Source organism: Stenotrophomonas sp. KH_029, from assembly GCF_057839765.1.
The window spans coordinates 799,182-817,103 of the sequence record NZ_CM174498.1 but is presented as its reverse complement, the minus strand read 5'-3'; the positions used below and the strand labels follow the sequence as shown (position 1 = coordinate 817,103).

The following is a 17,922-nucleotide window of genomic DNA, read 5'->3' as shown; positions in this document are numbered from 1 at the left end:
CGGCGCATGAACCTGAACCCTTGCCCGCGCAAGGCCTTCATTGCCCCTATGCAAGGGATGGGGCAAGCTACGATCCGTTTTCGCCCGAATCCGACTACCGCGTGCGCCGAGTCCTCCGCCTGCTGCCCCTCCCCCTGAGCATCGCCATCTGCCTGCCGGCCATGGCCGACGACAAACCGGTGAACTGGGGCCTGTGCCCGGTCGCCGATGTCCTGCCGGTGTTCGACGATGCGCCCAAGGCCGACAAGGCCGCCGCCGCCACCCGCGACCAGCAGGACACCGACATCGAGGGGGACCAGCTGTTTGGCACCACCACGGTGCCGCAGTACCAGGGCAACGTGGCGCTCAAGCGCGGCGACCAGTTCCTGGGTACCGACCACCTGAGCTTCGACACCGAAAGCGGCAACTACATCGCCGAGGGCAACGTCCGCTACCAGGACTCCTCGATCCGCATGCTGGCCAAGCGCGCCGAAGGCAACCAGGAAGCGGACACCCACAAGATCAGCGACATCCAGTACCAACTGGTGTCCCGGCGCGGCAACGGCGTGGCCGAATCGGTCGACCTGCAGGGCGCGGTGGGGCAGATGCACCGCTCCACCTACACCACCTGCGACCCCTCGCAGCCGGTCTGGAAGCTGTCGGCGCCGCAGATCGAAGTGGACAACGATGAAGGCTTCGGCACCGCGCGCAACGCGGTGCTGCGGATCGGCAAGGTGCCGGTGCTGTGGGCGCCCTACTTCAAGTTCCCGATCGACGACCGTCGCCAGACCGGCCTGCTCTACCCCGAGCTGGGCCTGTCCGGCCGCAACGGCTTCGATTACGCCCAACCGATCTACTTCAACCTGGCGCCGAACTACGACGACACCCTGACCCCGCGCTACATGAGCAAGCGCGGTTTCATGCTCGACAACGAATTCCGCTACCTGTACGACGGCGGCCGCGGCGAACTGCTGACCGCCTACCTGCCCAACGACAAGTTGCGCGACAAGGACCGCGGCCGGGTCGAGTACACCGGCTACCACAACATCAACGCCAACTGGCAGGCGCGCGCCAACCTGGCCTGGGTCAGCGACGAACGCTATACCGAGGATTTCTCCAGCAAGCTGCTGGGGGTGACCGCCTCCAACCTGCAGAGCCAGATCGGCATCTACGGTACCGGCGAGAACTGGACCGGCGGCCTGATGGCCGACTACTGGCAGCTCACCGACTACACCCTGACCGAAGACGCGCTGCCCTATGCGCGCCAGCCGCGGGCGTTCTTCAATTGGGACAAGCCGCTGCTGCCGTGGCTGGAAGCGGGCGTCTACGCCGAAGCGGTGCGCTTCACCCACGACGACAACCGCCAGAAGATCATCGATGCCGACGGCGAATACATCCGCTCCGGAGTGGTCGACCCACGCTTCAACGGGTCGCGCCTGGACATCAAGCCGTACGTGTCGATGCCCTTCAGTGGCGCCTCCTGGTATGTCACCCCGACCGTGGCCTGGCGCTACACCGGCTATGAGCTGGACCAGGGACTGGCCAACCAGATCCGCCTGCAGAACCTGGCCGCCGCCGGGGTCACCAACCCGACCCCCGAGCAGCTGCGCGGCAACACCTCGCCCAGCCGCAGCCTGCCGGTGGCCAGCCTGGACGCGGGCATGTTCTTCGACCGCGAAACCACCATCGGCGGCAAGTCGTTCCTGCATACGCTGGAGCCGCGCCTGTTCTACCTGCGCACGCCCTACCGCGACCAGAGCGACCTGCCGATCTTCGATACCCGCGACTTCACCTTCAGCTGGGGCCAGCTGTTCCGCGACTCGCGCTATACCGGCGCCGACCGCCAGAACGATGCCAACCAGCTGACCATGGCCCTGAGCACCCGCTTCATCGACCAGACCACCGGCAAGGAACGCTTTTCCGGCAGCATCGGCCAGATCCTGTATTTCGACGACTCGCGGGTGACCATCAACAACGCCCAGTCGCCGGTGGAACAGGGCAAGTCGGCGTGGATCGCCGATGCCAACTACGCCATCAACGACCGCTGGAACCTGGGCGCCACCTACCAGTGGGACCCCAAGTACAAGCGCGAAGACCTGGCCAGCGTGCGTGCGCGCTACCTGATGTCCAACGATGGCGTGGTCAACCTGACCTACCGGCACCGCTTGAATTCGCTGGCTTCCAGCACCGCGACCAAGGAACAACGCACCCTGCTGGAGCAGGTGGACCTGTCCTTCCTGTATCCGCTCAATCAGACCTGGAGCCTGGTCGGCCGCTACTACTACTCCATCCAGGACAAAGCCCCGCTGGAAATCATCGGTGGCGTGCAATGGGACAGCTGCTGCCTGGCCGTACGCGCCATCGCCCGCCGCTACGTGCGCAACCGCGAGGGTGAGCTGAACAATTCCTTCCAGATCGAGTTCGTGCTCAAGGGCCTGAGCTCCATCGGCCAGAACACGGACCGCACCTTGCGCCGTGCTATTCTCGGGTACTACCGAGACGACCTCTATCTCGTGCCGCCCAGCAATACCGGGGCCGACCGTGACGACTACGATCCGAACCTGATCCCATGACCAAGACCCTTCCCGTTCTACTCGCTTCCCTGCTGGCGGTCTCCACCGTCACCGCACCGTTGCCGGTGCTGGCCCAGCAGGGCCAGCCGCTGGATCGCATTGCCGCCATCGTCGATGAGGACGTGGTGCTGCAGAGCGAACTGGACCGTGCGATCCAGAACATCAAGGCGCAGTACGCCGGCCGCGAGGCCCAGCTGCCGCCGGACGACGTGCTCAGCCGCCAGGTGCTGGAGCGGCTGGTACTGGTCAAGCTGCAGGTCGCCCGCGCCGAGAGCAGCGGGGTCAAGATCAGCGACCAGGAACTGAACCAGGCCCTGAACGCGATCGCCCAGCAGAACGGTTCCAACCTGGATGCCCTGCGCCAGCGCCTGGCCCAGGACGGGATCGATTTCAACGATTTCCGTGCCTCGGTGCGCGACGAAATCACCGTGCAGCGCCTGCGCCAGAGCTTCGCGCAGAGCCGCATCAGCGTCAGCGAGGGCGAAGTGGATGCCGCGCTGAAGCAGCAGGCCACCGTGGGTACCCAGTACCACCTGGCGCACATCCTGGTTGGCCTGCCCGAGGGCGCCACCGCCGAACAGATCGGCACCGGCCAGAAGAAGGCCGATGGCGTCAAAGCGCTGCTGGACAAGGGCGAGCTGGACTTCAACGCGGCAGCCGTGCGCTATTCCGACAGCCCCAACGCGCTGGAAGGCGGCGACCTGGGCTGGCGTTCGCTGGATGAAATCCCCAATGCGTTCGCGCAGATGATGACCCAGATGAAGCCTGGCGACGTGGTCGGCCCGCTGCGCGGCCCGAGCGGCTTCCAGCTGCTGAAGCTGGTCGAAGTACGCGACGCCAGCGCCGCCGGCAGCGGCCAGACGATCACCGAGTTCCACGGCCGCCACATCCTGGTGCGCATCACCGACCAGCAGGACAATGCCGCCGCCAAGGCCAAGATCGACACCCTGCGCGCCCGCATCGCCGGTGGTGCCGATTTCCAGACCGTGGCCAAGGAATCCTCCGAGGACAACAACAGCAAGGGCCAGGGCGGCGACCTGGGCTGGTTCCCGGCCGACGCGTTCGGCCCGGACTTCGGCAAGCAGATCGAAGGCGTCACCGACGGCGGCGTGAGCCCGCCGTTCCGCACCGACGCCGGCTGGCATATCGTGCAGCGCGTGGCCACCCGCCAGACCGATGCCACCACCGACAACCAGCGCGCCCAGATCCGCGAAACGATCGGCCGCCGCAAGCTGGAAGAAGAGTACAACCGCTTCCTGCAGGAACTGCGTGGCGAAGCCTACGTGAACCTGCGCAGCGGCGACCGCGCCGAAGGCGCCAGCACCACCACGCCGCCGCAGTCCTGAGCCCGGCCCGATGATCCCGCAGCTCGCTCTGGTACCGGGCGAGCCCGCCGGGATCGGCCCGGAACTCTGCCTGCGCCTGGCGCAGCAGCCGCGCACCGATTGCCGGCTGCTGGCTTTCGCCGACCCGGACACCCTCCGCGCGGCGGCCACCGCCCTGGCGCTGCCGCTGCAACTGCTGCCCGAAGATGCCATCGCCCGCCAGCCGGGCGATCTGCCGTTGCGCGTGGTCGCCAATGCGCGGCCCTCGCGCTTCGGCCACGCCGACCCGGCCAATGCCGGGGCGGTGATCGGGGCGCTGCTGCAGGCCGGCCAGGCCTGCCTGGATGGCGACCTGGCCGGGGTGGTGACCGGCCCGGTGCACAAGGCGGTGATCAACCAGGGCGGCATCGCCTACAGCGGCACCACCGAACTGCTGGCCGACCAGGCCGGGGCCGAGGTGGTGATGATGCTGGCCAACGACATCGTGCGGGTGGCCCTGGCCACCACGCACCTGCCGCTGCGCGCGGTCGCCGATGCGATCACCGCCGACGGCCTGGCGCGCACCCTGCATACCGTGCACGCCGCGCTGGCCGGGCAGTTCGGCATCGCCGCCCCGCGCATCGCCGTGCTCGGGCTGAACCCGCATGCCGGCGAAGACGGCCACCTCGGCCGCGAAGAGCTGGACCTGATCATCCCGCTGCTGGCGCGCCTGCGCGCCCAGGGCATGGACCTGGTCGGCCCGCTGCCGGCCGACACCGCCTTCCTGCCGGCCAAGCTGGCCGGCTTCGACGCGGTGCTGGCGATGTACCACGACCAGGGTCTGCCGGTGCTCAAGTACAGCGGCTTCGAACAGGCGGTCAACATCACCCTGGGCCTGCCCTACCCGCGGGTGGCGGTCGACCACGGCACCGCACTGGAACTGGCCGGCCGCAGCATCGCCGACCCGTCCAGCCTGCTGGCTGCCACCGGCCTGTGTGCCCGGCTGGCGCGGCAACGTACACTGGCGCCATGACTTCTTCGTATTCCCCCTCCGCCGCCGGGTTCACCGCGCCGGCCAAAAAGCAGCTCGGCCAGCACTTCCTGGCCGACCGCAGCTATATCGACAAGATCGTGCTGGCCGTCAGCCCCAAGGACGACGACCGCCTGGTCGAGATCGGCCCCGGCCAGGGCGCCATCACCCTGCCGCTGCTGCGCCGCCATCCGCGCCTGACCGTGATCGAATTCGACCGCGACCTGATCGCGCCGTTGACCGCCGCGGCGGCCCCGCTGGGCGAGCTGACCATCGTGCACCGCGACGTGCTGCAGGTGGACTTCACCGAGCTGGCCGCCGGCGGCCAGATCCGCCTGGTCGGCAACCTGCCCTACAACATCTCCTCGCCGATCCTGTTCCATGCCATGGAGCACGCCGCGGTGATCCGCGACATGCACTTCATGCTGCAGAAGGAAGTGGTCGACCGCATGGCCGCCGAGCCGGGCAGCAAGGTGTTCGGCCGCCTGAGCGTGATGCTGCAGGCCTGGTGCAAAGTGACTTCGCTGTTCGTGGTGCCGCCGGGTGCATTCCGGCCGCCGCCGAAGGTCGATTCGGCGGTGGTACGCCTGGTTCCGCGCGATCCGGCCACGGTCGACATCCGCGACCGGAAACGGTTTGCCGAGGTGGTCAAGGCCGCCTTCGGGCAACGCCGCAAGACCCTGCGCAACGCCCTCAACAACGTGGTCAGCCCGGCGCAGTTCGAAGCGGCCGGGGTGCGCAGCGATGCCCGCGCCGAACAGCTGGAAGTAGCGCAGTTCATCGCACTGGCCAACGTCCCGCCGCTGGACGGCGACGACGCCGCGCCATGAACCGCACCCGCGCGCGCCGATACCGGGCCGCGCATGCGTAGCACTGCGGGATGGCCACGCCGGGCTGCACGCCGGCGCGGTGATGGGCTCACCTTAAATTGCACGACATTCACTAAACTGCCTGCATGAACGACGCTGCAAACTATGCGATCTCCGTCGAGGTCGCCCCCCGCTTCCTCGACGACCAGTCCACGCCGGAGGACGGGCGCTATGCGTTCGCCTACACCATCCGCATCCACAACCAGGGCCGCATCGCCGCGCGCCTGGTGGCCCGCCACTGGCGCATCACCGATGCCAACGGCCGCACCGAACACGTCGATGGCGATGGGGTGATCGGCGAGCAGCCGCGGCTGCGCCCGGGTGAAGACTTCCGTTACACCTCCGGTGTCATGCTGGAAACCGAACACGGCACGATGCAGGGGCATTACGACATGGTGGCCGACGATGGCACCGAGTTCGCCGCCCCGATTGCGCCGTTCGTGTTGACCGTTCCGCGCACACTGCACTGATGGAGGCGCGCGCATGAGTGTCTGGGCCATCGGCGACCTGCAGGGCTGCTACGACGTCACCCAACGGCTGCTGGAGAAGATCCGCTTCGACCCGGCGGTGGACAAGCTGTGGTTCTGCGGCGACCTGGTCAACCGTGGCGGGCAGTCGCTGGAAACGCTGCGGCTGGTGCATTCGCTGCGCGAGAGCAGCGTGGTGGTGCTGGGCAACCACGACCTGAGCCTGCTCGCTGTCGGTGCCCGCACCGAGGAAGAGCAGCGCAAGGTCAATCCGGACCTGCTGCGCATCGTGCTGGCCGAGGACCGCGACGAGCTGCTGGAGTGGCTGCGCCTGCAGAAGCTGGTGCACGTGGACCGCGAGCTGGGCTGGATGATGATCCATGCCGGGCTGGCCCCGAAGTGGACCACCCAGCTGGCCGAAAAACACGCCCACGAAGTGGAGCTGCAGCTGCACGGCAGCGGCTACCGCAAACTGTTCCGCAACATGTATGGCGACAAGCCGAGCTGGTCGCCGGGCCTGGCCGGCTACGACCGTTCGCGCGCGATCATCAACCTGTTCACGCGTATGCGTTACTGCACCCCGCGTGGCCGGATCGGGATCGAGGACAAGGGCACCCCGGGTACCCAGGAACAGGGCCTGTACCCCTGGTTCGAAGTGCCCGGCCGGGTCGAGCGCGACCTGAAGATCGTCTGCGGCCACTGGTCGGCGCTGGGCCTGACCATCACCCAGGGCGTGCACGCCATCGATACCGGCGCGGTGTGGGGCGGCAAGCTGACCGCGCTGCAGCTGGATACCGATGAACTGCGCGTGGTGCAGGTGCCCGGCCGTGATGTGCCCAAGCCGGTGTCGACGCCACGCCCACCGGCGCGCCGCCCGGCCGGCGATGGCGAGGCCGGCAACGGCCGCGCGCCGCGGCAGCCGCAAGGCCAGCGCCGCGAGCGCGGGCCGCGCAGCCAGCCGCCGCGCCGTGCCGCCGAACCGGCCGGCGACAACGGCGGCAGCACCCCCACCACGGCATGATCCAGACCCGCCACCTGCTGCTGGGCGTACTGGGCCTGCTGGTCGCGGTGGCCGCAGCCTGCCAGCGCGCCCCGGAACCGGCCGCCGCGCCGGCATCGACAGCGCCCAGCGCGGCGGCCCCGGCCGCGGTGCCAGCCTCCCCCCCACTGGTGGCCGCCGCCCGCGGCCAGATCGGGCAGACCGTCCGCTACGACCCGGCCTATGTGGTGCTGGGCTATCCCGGCGGCGATGTGCCGGCCGACCGCGGGGTGTGCACCGACGTGGTGGTGCGTGCGCTGCGCACCCAGGGCATCGACCTGCAGCAGCAGATCCACGAGGACATGCGCGGCAACTTCAGCGCCTATCCGGCGCTGTGGGGGCTGGCGCGCCCGGACCGCAACATCGACCACCGGCGCGTGCCCAATCTGATGCGCTGGTTCGAGCGCCAGGGCTGGCAACAGTCGCGGTCTGCGCAGCCTGCCGACTTCGCCGCCGGCGACATCGTGGCCTGGAAGCTCAACGGCAACGGCCTGCTGCACGTGGGCATCGTCTCGGACCGGCAGCTGGCCGACGGTACCCCGCTGGTCCTGCACAACATCGCGCGCGGCACCCGGGAAGAAAACCTGCTGTTCCAGCACACCATCATCGGGCACTACCGCGCACCGCAATCCAGCGGCGGCCGGCAAGCCAACGGATAACGGCGACCCACGGGTAGGCATCCACCGTTGGTGGATGCAACGCAGCCCGCGCTACCTGCGCCTGGCGTAATCGACGAAATCGAACGCGAACGCGTGCCGCGCATCGGCCGGGTGATGTTCGCGCGCCACTTCCACCCAGACCGCCGGATCGACCGGCGGGAAATGGGTGTCGGCCGCCACCGCCGTATCCACCCAGGTCAGGTGCAGCGTGCTGGCCTGGTGGAGCAGCTGGGCGAAGATCTCGCCGCCGCCGATCACGCACAACTCGCCAGCGCCCTCGCCCTCGGCAAGCGCCGTGGCTTCTTCCAGCGATGCCACCGCACGCATGCCGTCGAACGGAACCTGCCCGCTGCGGGTCAACACCAGGTTGGACCGGCCCGGCAGCGCGCGGCCCAGCGACTGCGCGGTCTTGCGCCCCATCAGGATCGGCTTGCCCAGGGTCAACGCCTTGAAATGCTTGAGGTCGTCGGGAAGCTGCCAGGGCAGGTCGTTGTCGCGACCGATGCCACGGTTGCGGTCCAGCGCCACGATCATCGACAGCTTCATGGCACTCATACCGCCACCGGCGCCTTGATCGCCGGGTGCGGGTCGTAGCCGTCGATGCGGATATCGTCGAACTGGAAGCCGAACAGGTCGGTGACCTGCGGGTTCAACCACAGCGTGGGCAGCGCGCGCGGCGGCCGCGCCAGTTGCTCGCGGGCCTGCTGGACATGGTTGGAATACAGGTGGGCGTCGCCCAGGGTGTGCACGAAGTCGCCCACGCCCAGCCCGGTGGCCTGCGCCACCAGGTGGGTCAGCAGCGCATAGCTGGCGATGTTGAATGGCACGCCCAGGAAGATGTCGCCGCTGCGCTGGTACAGCTGGCAGCTGAGCTTGCCGTCGATGACGTAGAACTGGAACAGGTTGTGGCAGGGCATCAACGCCATCTGCGACAGCTCGCCCACGTTCCAGGCGCTGACCACCAGCCGGCGCGAATCCGGGTTGCGCCGGATCTCCTCCACCAGCCACTGCATCTGGTCGATGCTGCCGCCGTCGGCGGTGGCCCAGCTGCGCCACTGCTTGCCATAGATCGGACCGAGGTCGCCGTTGGCATCGGCCCACTCGTCCCAGATCCGCACCTGGTTGTCCTTGAGGTAGCCGATATTGGTATCGCCCTTCAGGAACCACAGCAGTTCGTGGATGATCGAGCGCAGGTGCAGTTTCTTGGTGGTGACCAGCGGGAAACCGTCATTGAGGTTGAAGCGCATCTGCCAGCCGAACACGCTGCGCGTGCCGGTGCCGGTGCGGTCGGCTTTCTCCGCGCCATGCTCGAGCACGTGCTGGAGCAGGTCCAGGTAGGGCTTCATGCCTTGGCCCCCGCGGCCTGCACCGGCAGCTGCGGCTGCAGCACCGGGGCACGCCGCGACAGGGCCAGCAGCACCAGGCCGAAGGCGATCAGCGGCACGCACAGGATCTGGCCCTTGGTCAGCCAGCCGAAGGCGATATAGACGCCATTGTCGGGCATGCGCACGAACTCCACGGCAAAGCGGAACAGGCCGTACATCAGCGCGAACAGGCCGGCGATCACGTAACGATGGCGCGGCTTGGCCGACACCGCCCACAGCACCACGAACATCACCAGGCCTTCCAGCAGGGCCTCATACAGCTGCGAGGGATGGCGCGCGTACGGGTTGAGCGCGCCGCTGGCGAACTGCTGCTTCAGCGTGGCCAGGTCCAGCTGGTTCAACGGCGCCGGCAGGCCGCTGGGAAACACCACGCCCCAGCTGCCATCGGTGTACTTGCCCCACAACTCGGCGCCGATGAAGTTGCCGATCCGGCCAAAGCCCAGCCCCAGCGGCACCAGCGGGGACATGAAATCCAGGGTGTCGAACAGGTGCAGGCGCTGCTTGCGCGACCACCACCAGGAGGCCAGCAGCACCCCGAGCAGGCCGCCGTGGAAACTCATGCCGCCGTCCCAGACCTTGAACAGCAGCAGCGGGTTGTGCAGGAAGTCCGACAGCGCATAGAACAGCATGTAGCCCACGCGCCCGCCCACCACCACGCCGAGCATGGCGTAGAACAGCAGGTCGGAGAAGCCGTTGGCATCCACCCCGGGCAGGCGCCCGGCCGCGATCCGCCTGCGCCCCAGCCACCAGGCCGCCGTGAAACCGAGCAGGTACATGATGCCGTACCAGTGCACCTTGACCGGCCCAAGCGAGATGGCGATGGGGTCGATGTCGTGGAAATAGATCATGGGCGATGCCTTGCAGGTCAGCGGATATTCTACGGCCGCAACACCTTAACCCAGCAGTTGGGGCGTGTTGGGCAGGTCGTCATCCTCAGACCCGGGAACCGGCGGATAGTGCCCGGCCAGCAGCTCGGAGACCTCCTCGATGGCCAGCAGCACCGCGTCCTGCAACGCACCGTCGCGCAGGCGCTGCTGCATATGCGCGCAGATCGCCAGCCATTGCGCCTGCCCGACCTTGCCGCGCAGCCCGCGGTCGGCCACCAGCTCGATGGCGTGGTCGGCCAGCAGCAGGTAGACCAGCACGCCGTTGTTGTGTTCGGTATCCCAGGTGCGCAGCTGGGCGAAGGCCTGCTCGGCGCGCTGGCGCGGGCTGACCCGGCGCCACAGCGCCAGCAGCGGCAGGTCGGCCTCCACCGCGAACATCACTTGCCCGCCGTGGCGGCGCTCGCCGGCGCTGATCGCCTCGGTGATCGCCTGCAGCCGGGCCGGCGGAAAGGTGCGCCGCACCGAGGGTGAGAACAGATGTCGCCACCAGCGCATTACCAGCCCCCCGAGGCGCCACCGCCTCCCGAACGTCCACCGCCACCGCCCCAGCCACCGCCCCCACCACCAAAGCCGCCACCGCCCCCGAACCCGCCGCCGCTGCCCCAGCCGCCACCACCGCCCCAGCCGCTGTTGCGGGCGAACGCACCGGCCCGGCCCGAGGACAGGCCCATCGCCAGGCCGATCAGCCCGGCCAGGCCGCTGGCCAGCCACAGCGAGGTGAACAGGAAGGCCGCCACGGCCGCGCCGCCGCCGCCAAGCAGGGCGCGCAGCGGGCGCGGCAGCCAGCCCAGGATGGCGCGCAGGAAGCTGCCGACGAAGAAGCCGATCACCAGCGCGAAGGTCCAGCCGTCGCCATCGGGGTTGCGGCTGGCGCGGTGGGTGCTGACCGGCGCCGGCAGCTGCTCGCCGTCGATCAGCTTGACCAGTGCCGCGCTGGCCTCGGCCAGCCCGCCAGCGTAATCATTGGCGCGGAAGCGCGGGGCCAGGTATTCCTGGATCACCCGGTTGGCGATCACATCGGGGATCGCCCCCTCCAGCCCATAGCCCGGTTCGATCCTGACCCGACGGTCGTCCTTGGCCACCACCAGCAGCACCCCGTCGTCCACGCCCTTGCGGCCGATCTGCCACTGCTCGAACACCCGCTGGGTGTACTGCTCGATGCTTTCCGGGGCGGTGCTGGGCACCATCAGGATCTGCAGCTGGCTGCCCTTGCGCTGCTGCAGGGCCAGCGCCTGGGCCTGCAACGCCTGGGTCTGCGCTGCATCCAGGGTGCCGGTGGTGTCCACCACCGGCGAGCTCAGCGGCGGGATCGCCGCCTCGGCCTGCGCCCAGGCCGGCAACGCCAGGCCCAGGCCCAGGCACAGCAGCAACAGGCCACCCAACAGCTGGCGGATGCGCATCGGCTTACTGCGCCGGGGCCTGCTGCGGCTGCGGCGCGGGCGCCGGGGCCGGGGCGGCCTGCGTACCGAACTTGACCGCCGGCGGCTGCGAGATCTGCGCTTCGTTGTCCACGCTGAAGTTCGGTTTGACCGCATAGCCGAACATCTTGGCGGTGATCAGCTGCGGGAACTGGCGCAGGTAGGTGTTGTAGTCCTGCACCATCTGGATATAGCGGCCGCGCGCCACGGTAATGCGGTTTTCGGTGCCTTCCAGCTGCGCCTGCAGGTCGCGGAAGCCCTGGTCGGACTTCAGGTTCGGGTAGTTCTCGGTGACCACCAGCAGCCGCGACAGCGCCCCGCTCAGTTCACCCTGGGCCTGCTGGAACTGCTTGAGCGACTCGGCATCGTCGGCATTGACGTTGACCTGGCCCACCCGCGCACGCGCGTTGGTCACATCGGTCAGCACCTGGCGTTCCTGGTTGGCATAGCCTTCCACGGTCTGCACCAGGTTGGGGATCAGGTCGGCACGGCGCTTGTACTGGTTGAGCACCTCGGCCCAACCGGCCTTGACCTGTTCATCCTTCTGCTGGATGGCGTTGTAGCCACAGCCGGACAGCAGGGTGGCCAGCACGGCCAGCAGCAACAGACGGGAGAACGATCGCATGGCCGGCTCCGGATCTCGATGGACGGGACCGGGAGCATGCCACGTTTGCGGTAAAGCCGATGTGGGTACCGGCGGTTGGCCGGTACCCACGGCGTACCGACCAACGGTCGGTACTTACCAGTTGCCGGCGCCCGGCACGTGGTGCTCGACGGCCCGGCGGCGCATCAGCAGGTTCAGCCATTCCACCAGCACCGAGAAGCCCATCGCCGCGTAGATGTAGGGCTTGGGCACGTGAACGCCCAGGCCATCGAGGATCAGCACCGCGCCGATCAGCAGGATGAAGGCCAGCGCCAGCATCTTCACGGTCGGGTTGGCGTCGATGAAGCGGCCCAGCGGGTTGGCCGCCAGCAGCATCACCGCCACCGACAGCAGGATCGCGGCCACCATCACCGGGACATGGTCGGCGATGCCGACGGCGGTGATCACCGAGTCCAGCGAGAACACGATATCGATCAAGGCGATCTGCGCGATGACCATGCCGAACACCGCCGAGGTCTTGGTGGTGGTGGGGTCTTCGTCTTCGCCGCCGGTGATCAGCTCGCGGATCTCCATGCCGCCCTTGATGATCAGGAACAGGCCGCCAAGGATCAGCACCAGGTCGCGGATGGAGATGCCCATGCCGGCCACGGTGAACAGGTTGGCTTCCATGTGCGCCAGGTAGGCCAGCGACACCAGCAGCAGGATCCGGGTGATGCAGGCCACCGCGATGCCGAGCTTGCGCGCGAACGGGCGGCGCGCTTCGGGCAGCTTGCTCACCGCGATCGAGATGAACACCAGGTTGTCGATGCCCAGCACGATTTCCAGCGCACTGAGGGTAAACAGGGTCAACCAGACGTTCGGGTCGGACAGCAGCTCAAGGTACATGGAAGGAATCCTTACAGGAGGGGACGAGCCGGAGAGGGCTCAGAACAGTTGCGGCAGCAGGACCAGGCCCCAGCACACCAGTACATTGACCATCAGCACGAACACCGCCGCCGAGCCCATGTCCTTGGCGCGGCCGGCCAGTTCATGGAATTCGCTGCCATAGCGTTCGATCACCGCTTCGATGGCCGAGTTGGCCAGTTCCATCGCCAGCACCAGCAGCAGCGAGCCGATCATCAGCGCGCGCTCGACCGGGCTCTGGCCCAGCCACAGCGCCAGCGGGGCCAGCACGACCAGCAGGTAGACCTCCAGCCGGAACGAGGATTCATGCAGCCAGGCCGCACGCAGGCCCTGCCAGGACCAGACCGCGGCCATCAGGATGCGCCTGGGGCCGCGCGGCATATGCCCGATTTCATCAGCCACGGGCGTACGCTCCATGGCTCGGGGCGGGCCGGGACGACGGGGACAGCTCACGGCGGACGGTCATGGGCATCGCTGAATGGGCAATCAATCGATCATTTTGCCACAAGCCCGGCAGACCATTGTTGAACGCGGTCATTGCCCGGGCGCGGTAAAGCGGCGTCGGCGGCCAACTCCTATGATGGGGATCCGCCCGTTCTGGACGCCGGTGCCGGCGCCCGCCCCGAGGAGTCTGCCGATGTTCGACCGCTGCGCCCGCCCCCTGCTGCTCGCCCTGGCCCTGTCGGCCGCCCTGCCCGCCCTGGCCCGCACGCCGGCCGCGCCGCCGCAGGTGCCGGCCCAGGTCTCCAACGCGGCCTGGGGCCAGGACATGGCGCGGTTCGCCACCGCCGACCGCACCGCCCCGCCGCCACGCGGGGGATCGAGTTCATCGGCAGCAGCTCGATCCGGATGTGGGACAGTCTGGCCGCCGATTTCCCCGGGCAGCCGGTGTTCAACCGCGGCTTCGGCGGTTCGGAGGTGCGCGACAGCACCTGGTATGCCGACCGCATTGTGGTGCCGTATGCGCCCTGCAAGGTGTTCTTCTACGCCGGCGACAACGACCTCAACAGCGGCCGCAGCCCGGTGCAGGTACGCGACGATGTGCTGGCGTTCGTGCAGCGGGTGCACCGCGACCTGCCCGGGACCACGGTGGACTACATTTCGATCAAGCCCAGCCCGTCGCGCGCGAACCTGCTGCCGGCGATCATCCAGGCCAACGCGATGATCAAGGCGGCGCTGGCCAGGCTGCCGAACACCGGCTACACCGACATCTACACGCCGATGCTGGGTGCCGACGGGCAGCCGCGGGCGGCCTTGTTCCGGGAGGACATGCTGCATATGACCGGGGAGGGGTACGCGATCTGGCGGGAGGCGTTGGCGCAGAAGGTTTCTTGCGATTGAGGCGGGGGCAACAGCAACAGCAAAAGCAATTGCTTGGTTGCTGAGGGTTGGGCTGGCACGGGTGGGTTGGCGGGACACGCCGTAAACCCATCCTTGGGGGCTTGGCGAAAACATCCATGTTTTCGACAGTCCCGCCAACCCACCCGTGCCAACCCTTCGATGGCAATTCGGCGCGTTTGGGATAAAGAGGGAGAGCGTGCCGACCAACGGTCGGCACCTACCGCAGGGGCGGATTACGGTCGATTCGTCGGTGTCGATTCGTCGGTAGAGCCGAGCCATGCTCGGCTGCTCTTCCCCAAACCAGCGACGAACTGTCCAGGGGGCGGCGGGTAAGGGTTTGCGGGGGTATCTGCGGCATGGATGCCGCGGATAAGCCCCCAGGGATGGGTTCACGGCGTCCCCCGCAAACCCTTACCCGCCGCCCCCACACGCAGACAATCAGGCAATAGCTGCTGTTGCTGTTGCTGTTCCAGCAGTCACCGTCGCCAACACCCTCACCGATAAACGATCGTCGCCTGCGTCCCCTGCCCCAACTCACTGGTCAAGGCGATCTTCCAGCCGAAGCGGTCGCACAGCCGGCGCACGATCGACAGCCCCAGCCCGGTGCCCTGCGGCCGGCTCGGCTCGGCGCGGTAGAACGGCTCGAAGGCCCGCCCCAATGCCTCGGCCGACATCCCGATCCCGGTATCGCCCACCACCACCCGGTCCTCCAGCACCTCCACCTCGATCCGCCCCTCATCGGTGAAACTGCAGGCATTGCGCAGCAGATTGCTGACCACCACCTGCAGCACCCGCGGCGGCGCGTGCAGGTACACCGGCCCGGCGCTGTGCACGAACACCTGCACCGGCCGCCCGGCCAGCAGCTCGCGCGCGTTGTCCACCTCGTAGCGGACGATGTCGTTGACATCGAACAGCTCGATCTGCGGCTCCACGTCTGCCTCGCGGGCCAGGATCAGGAAGGCATCGATCACCGCCTCCATATCGCGCCCGGCGCGCTGGATGCGGTGCAGGCCGCGGCGCAGACGCGGGGACAGTTCGTGGTCGCCCAGCGCCATGTCGCTGGCCACCCGGATCACCGTCAACGGCGTGCGCAGCTCGTGGCTGGCGTCGCGGGTGAAATTGCGCTCGCGCGCCACGTGCGCGGTCACCCGCGTGGCCAGCGAATGCAGTGCCGCGGCCAGCTGCCGGGTCTCGCCCTGCATGTCGGCCGGCAGCTTGTCCGGGGCCAGGTCGGTCGCCTCGGGGTGCCCCGGGTCCCAGCGCGACACCCGCCGCGCCAGCCAGTTCACCGGCGACACCAGCCGCTTGGAGGCCCGGTAGGTGATCCAGGAGGCCCCGTACACCGCCAGCAGGGTCAACAGCACCGGCACGATCCCGAACCAGAACGCCAGCATCTCCGCGCGCGAGCGCAGGAACACCAGGTACAACCGCCCTTCCGGCTGCGCATCCACCAGCACCAGCTGGTCGTCGCCCTTGAGCTCATGGAAGCCGGGCTCAAGACGGCGCAGATTGGCCGGCAGGCTCAATGGCGACTGCCCGGTCTCCAGCAGGTAACCGCGGATGTTCTGGGTATTGGGCGGCGGCTGCATCGCCGAGGCGTCATGCAGCTGCCAGAAATAGGCCGCTTCCTCCCGCAGCGCGCTGCTGACCAGACTGTGCTTGATCACCAGCGACACCAGCCAGGCGCCCAGCAGGATGCCCAGGCTGGCCAGCACGGCTTGGAGGATGAAGACGATACGTATCTTGCGCGGCAGACCGTGCGGCATTACGGGGTCCAGAGCGGTTCTCCGCGATTATAGGAAAGCGCGCCGTGATTCCATCGTGCAAAAAACGACAACGCCCCGGCAAGAGCCGGGACGTCGCCTCGATCCGGGGCCCGCAGGACCCCGCCGGTCATGGCCCAGCCACGAAAAGCAGCGTCAGCTCATCGGTTGGGCGATATCGGCAATACGGTAGCCGGCGCTCTGCACGGTGTGCAGCAGCGGGCGGTCGAACGGCTTGTCGATGATCTTGCGCAGGTTGTACAGATGGCTGCGCAGGGTGTCCGAGTCCGGCAGGCCGTTGCCCCAGATCTCGCGCTCGATTTCCTGGCGGGTCACCACCCGCGGCGATTCGCGCATCAGGATGGTGAGCAGGCGCAGGCCGATCGGCGACAGCTGCAGTTCGGTGCCGGCACGGGTGGCGCGCATGCTGACCGGGTCCAGCACCAGGTCGGCCACCTTGAGCACTTCCGACCCCACCTGGCGGCGCTCGCGGCGGATCAGCGCACGCAGGCGTGCCTCCAGCTCCTGGATCGCGAACGGCTTGGTCAGGTAGTCATCGGCGCCAAACCCCAGGCCGGTGAGCTTGTCGTCCAGCGTGTCGCGGGCGGTCAGCATCAGTACCGGGGTCGACTTGCGGGCATCGTTGCGCAGCCGGCGACAGACTTCGATGCCGTCCAGACGCGGCAGCATCAGGTCCAGCACGACCACGTCGTAGCTGTTCTCCGCCGCCAGCCGATAGCCGTCCAGCCCGTCCTGGGCGTAATCGACCTCGAAGCCGCGGCCTTCCAGGTATTCACCGATCATCTCGGAAATATTGCGGTTGTCTTCGACCACCAGCACCAGGCCGGAGGTCTCCTTTGTCTGACGCATGGGATTCCCTCTTTCTTCAGCTTTGTGAAACATGCCGCATCGGCAGTGGACGCGATGTGAAGCCGCTCACATCCGGATCGGGAATAGGGTCAGACCCCGGTCACAGCAAGGGTTTGAGCAGGGGCCACACGTTGTCCAGCACCCGCGGCTGCCCGGCCGCGGTGGGGTGCAGGCCGTCGGCCTGCATCAGCCCGGGCTGCAGCGCCACCCCCTCCAGCAGGAAGGGCAGCAGCGGCACCCGGTACTGGCGCGCCAGCCCGGCGTAGACCTCCTTCAGCCGCTGGCGGTAGGCCGGGCCATAGTTGGGCGGCACGTCGATGCCCAGCAGCAGCACCTTGGCCCCGGCCTTCTGGCTGGCCACGATCATCTTCTCCAGGTTGCCGCGCAGCTGCACCGGGGTCAGCCCGCGCAGGGCGTCGTTGCCGCCCAGCTCGATCACCACCACCGACGGCCGGTGCCGGGCCAGCAGGCCCGGCAGGCGGGTCAGGGCACCGGCGGTGGTCTCGCCGCTGATGCTGGCATTGACGATCGCCGGCGGCGCCTTCATCTGTTGCCTAACCCGCTGCTGAAGCAGGTTTACCCAGCCCGAAGCGGCCGGGATATTGTGGGCGGCACTGAGGCTGTCGCCGACCACCAGCACCGTAGGGCCGGTGGTCACCGGTTGCGCGCTGGCCAGCAACGGCACCAGCAGCAACCAGGCCAACAGCCAGCGCATCGGGCCGGTACCGCCCTTCCACATCGTTGCATGCATTGGAGAATCCTCATCGACAGCCTGTCCCCCCGCAGCGCGCCCGTCGCCATCGCCGCCCACCAAGTGGGCAAATCCGCGCG

The 17,922-nt window shown here is 68.1% G+C and carries 18 protein-coding genes and 1 pseudogene; 8 read left to right on the top strand and 11 right to left on the bottom strand.

The window, feature by feature from the left end; all coding sequences use genetic code 11:
• The first annotated feature begins 101 nt into the window (after positions 1-101).
• The 7 genes from lptD to AC3ITM_RS03630 all read left to right on the top strand — a co-directional run bounded on the left by lptD (position 102) and on the right by AC3ITM_RS03630 (position 7,920).
• Entirely contained in the window at positions 102-2,552 is a 2,451-nt protein-coding gene (lptD, locus tag AC3ITM_RS03660; protein ID WP_489268539.1) for an LPS-assembly protein LptD, read from the top strand.
• A complete protein-coding gene (locus tag AC3ITM_RS03655; RefSeq protein ID WP_489268537.1) occupies positions 2,549-3,898 on the top strand; it encodes a peptidylprolyl isomerase in 1,350 nt (449 codons plus the stop codon). Before lptD ends, AC3ITM_RS03655 begins: the two co-directional genes overlap by 4 nt.
• A gap of 10 nt (positions 3,899-3,908) precedes the next feature.
• Positions 3,909-4,889: a 4-hydroxythreonine-4-phosphate dehydrogenase PdxA gene (pdxA, locus tag AC3ITM_RS03650; RefSeq protein ID WP_489268535.1), complete on the top strand. Its 981-nt coding sequence runs from the start codon at positions 3,909-3,911 to the stop codon at positions 4,887-4,889.
• Positions 4,886-5,716: a 16S rRNA (adenine(1518)-N(6)/adenine(1519)-N(6))-dimethyltransferase RsmA gene (gene rsmA, locus AC3ITM_RS03645; protein ID WP_489268533.1), complete on the top strand. Its 831-nt coding sequence runs from the start codon at positions 4,886-4,888 to the stop codon at positions 5,714-5,716. The genes pdxA and rsmA overlap by 4 nt, the downstream gene beginning before the upstream one ends.
• Positions 5,717-5,841: 125 nt before the next feature.
• Entirely contained in the window at positions 5,842-6,225 is a 384-nt protein-coding gene (gene apaG / locus AC3ITM_RS03640) for a Co2+/Mg2+ efflux protein ApaG (RefSeq protein ID WP_228886317.1), read from the top strand.
• A gap of 13 nt (positions 6,226-6,238) precedes the next feature.
• Positions 6,239-7,243 carry a symmetrical bis(5'-nucleosyl)-tetraphosphatase gene (locus AC3ITM_RS03635; protein WP_489268531.1) on the top strand — a complete coding sequence of 335 codons (1,005 nt, stop codon included), beginning with the start codon at positions 6,239-6,241 and terminating at the stop codon, positions 7,241-7,243.
• Complete coding sequence (locus AC3ITM_RS03630; RefSeq protein WP_489268530.1) at positions 7,240-7,920, top strand: DUF1287 domain-containing protein; 681 nt, start codon at positions 7,240-7,242, stop codon at positions 7,918-7,920. The genes AC3ITM_RS03635 and AC3ITM_RS03630 overlap by 4 nt, the downstream gene beginning before the upstream one ends.
• Before the next feature lie 51 nt (positions 7,921-7,971).
• Here AC3ITM_RS03630 and AC3ITM_RS03625 read toward each other — a convergent pair whose 3' ends face one another.
• From AC3ITM_RS03625 to AC3ITM_RS03590, 8 genes are all read right to left on the bottom strand, one after another.
• Entirely contained in the window at positions 7,972-8,466 is a 495-nt protein-coding gene (locus tag AC3ITM_RS03625; protein WP_489270019.1) for a dihydrofolate reductase, read from the bottom strand.
• A 5-nt stretch (positions 8,467-8,471) separates the two neighbouring features.
• Positions 8,472-9,266: a thymidylate synthase gene (locus AC3ITM_RS03620; RefSeq protein ID WP_489268528.1), complete on the bottom strand. Its 795-nt coding sequence runs from the start codon at positions 9,264-9,266 to the stop codon at positions 8,472-8,474.
• Complete coding sequence (lgt, locus tag AC3ITM_RS03615) at positions 9,263-10,153, bottom strand: prolipoprotein diacylglyceryl transferase (RefSeq protein ID WP_489268526.1); 891 nt, start codon at positions 10,151-10,153, stop codon at positions 9,263-9,265. Before lgt ends, AC3ITM_RS03620 begins: the two co-directional genes overlap by 4 nt.
• A 45-nt stretch (positions 10,154-10,198) precedes the next feature.
• Positions 10,199-10,687 (bottom strand): TPM domain-containing protein, encoded by a 489-nt coding sequence (locus AC3ITM_RS03610; RefSeq protein ID WP_489268524.1) that lies wholly within the window; start codon positions 10,685-10,687, stop codon positions 10,199-10,201.
• The gene (locus tag AC3ITM_RS03605; RefSeq protein WP_489268522.1) at positions 10,687-11,592 is read right to left on the bottom strand and encodes a TPM domain-containing protein; all 906 of its coding nucleotides are present in this window, start codon (positions 11,590-11,592) and stop codon (positions 10,687-10,689) included. The genes AC3ITM_RS03610 and AC3ITM_RS03605 overlap by 1 nt, the downstream gene beginning before the upstream one ends.
• A 4-nt stretch (positions 11,593-11,596) precedes the next feature.
• Positions 11,597-12,235, bottom strand: coding sequence for a LemA family protein (locus AC3ITM_RS03600; protein WP_489268521.1), 639 nt, complete (start codon positions 12,233-12,235; stop codon positions 11,597-11,599).
• A 114-nt stretch (positions 12,236-12,349) separates the two neighbouring features.
• The gene (locus tag AC3ITM_RS03595) at positions 12,350-13,099 is read right to left on the bottom strand and encodes a TerC family protein (protein WP_489268519.1); all 750 of its coding nucleotides are present in this window, start codon (positions 13,097-13,099) and stop codon (positions 12,350-12,352) included.
• A gap of 39 nt (positions 13,100-13,138) precedes the next feature.
• Positions 13,139-13,519 carry a diacylglycerol kinase gene (locus AC3ITM_RS03590; protein WP_228886309.1) on the bottom strand — a complete coding sequence of 127 codons (381 nt, stop codon included), beginning with the start codon at positions 13,517-13,519 and terminating at the stop codon, positions 13,139-13,141.
• Positions 13,520-13,754: 235 nt separating this feature from the next.
• On the opposite strand from AC3ITM_RS03590, the pseudogene AC3ITM_RS03585 reads away from it, so the two are divergent.
• Positions 13,755-14,458: pseudogene (locus tag AC3ITM_RS03585) on the top strand (SGNH/GDSL hydrolase family protein).
• Positions 14,459-14,952: 494 nt separating this feature from the next.
• Here AC3ITM_RS03585 and AC3ITM_RS03580 read toward each other — a convergent pair.
• The 3 genes from AC3ITM_RS03580 to AC3ITM_RS03570 form a co-directional block, all read right to left on the bottom strand.
• Positions 14,953-16,224 (bottom strand): sensor histidine kinase, encoded by a 1,272-nt coding sequence (locus tag AC3ITM_RS03580; protein ID WP_489268517.1) that lies wholly within the window; start codon positions 16,222-16,224, stop codon positions 14,953-14,955.
• Positions 16,225-16,377: 153 nt separating this feature from the next.
• Positions 16,378-17,091 (bottom strand): response regulator transcription factor, encoded by a 714-nt coding sequence (locus tag AC3ITM_RS03575; protein WP_019182442.1) that lies wholly within the window; start codon positions 17,089-17,091, stop codon positions 16,378-16,380.
• A gap of 100 nt (positions 17,092-17,191) precedes the next feature.
• The gene (locus AC3ITM_RS03570; protein ID WP_489268514.1) at positions 17,192-17,842 is read right to left on the bottom strand and encodes an arylesterase; all 651 of its coding nucleotides are present in this window, start codon (positions 17,840-17,842) and stop codon (positions 17,192-17,194) included.
• Between the last annotated feature and the right edge of the window lie 80 nt (positions 17,843-17,922).

Coding starts and splice junctions, on each gene's coding strand:
- AC3ITM_RS03655 (WP_489268537.1), top strand. CDS start 2,549: ATGACCAAGACCCTTCCCGTTCTACTCGCTTCCCTGCTGGCGGTCTCC.
- pdxA (WP_489268535.1), top strand. CDS start 3,909: ATGATCCCGCAGCTCGCTCTGGTACCGGGCGAGCCCGCCGGGATCGGC.
- rsmA (WP_489268533.1), top strand. CDS start 4,886: ATGACTTCTTCGTATTCCCCCTCCGCCGCCGGGTTCACCGCGCCGGCC.
- apaG (WP_228886317.1), top strand. CDS start 5,842: ATGAACGACGCTGCAAACTATGCGATCTCCGTCGAGGTCGCCCCCCGC.
- AC3ITM_RS03635 (WP_489268531.1), top strand. CDS start 6,239: ATGAGTGTCTGGGCCATCGGCGACCTGCAGGGCTGCTACGACGTCACC.
- AC3ITM_RS03630 (WP_489268530.1), top strand. CDS start 7,240: ATGATCCAGACCCGCCACCTGCTGCTGGGCGTACTGGGCCTGCTGGTC.
- AC3ITM_RS03625 (WP_489270019.1), bottom strand. CDS start 8,466: ATGAAGCTGTCGATGATCGTGGCGCTGGACCGCAACCGTGGCATCGGT.
- AC3ITM_RS03620 (WP_489268528.1), bottom strand. CDS start 9,266: ATGAAGCCCTACCTGGACCTGCTCCAGCACGTGCTCGAGCATGGCGCG.
- lgt (WP_489268526.1), bottom strand. CDS start 10,153: ATGATCTATTTCCACGACATCGACCCCATCGCCATCTCGCTTGGGCCG.
- AC3ITM_RS03610 (WP_489268524.1), bottom strand. CDS start 10,687: ATGCGCTGGTGGCGACATCTGTTCTCACCCTCGGTGCGGCGCACCTTT.
- AC3ITM_RS03605 (WP_489268522.1), bottom strand. CDS start 11,592: ATGCGCATCCGCCAGCTGTTGGGTGGCCTGTTGCTGCTGTGCCTGGGC.
- AC3ITM_RS03600 (WP_489268521.1), bottom strand. CDS start 12,235: ATGCGATCGTTCTCCCGTCTGTTGCTGCTGGCCGTGCTGGCCACCCTG.
- AC3ITM_RS03595 (WP_489268519.1), bottom strand. CDS start 13,099: ATGTACCTTGAGCTGCTGTCCGACCCGAACGTCTGGTTGACCCTGTTT.
- AC3ITM_RS03580 (WP_489268517.1), bottom strand. CDS start 16,224: ATGCCGCACGGTCTGCCGCGCAAGATACGTATCGTCTTCATCCTCCAA.
- AC3ITM_RS03575 (WP_019182442.1), bottom strand. CDS start 17,091: ATGCGTCAGACAAAGGAGACCTCCGGCCTGGTGCTGGTGGTCGAAGAC.
- AC3ITM_RS03570 (WP_489268514.1), bottom strand. CDS start 17,842: ATGCATGCAACGATGTGGAAGGGCGGTACCGGCCCGATGCGCTGGCTG.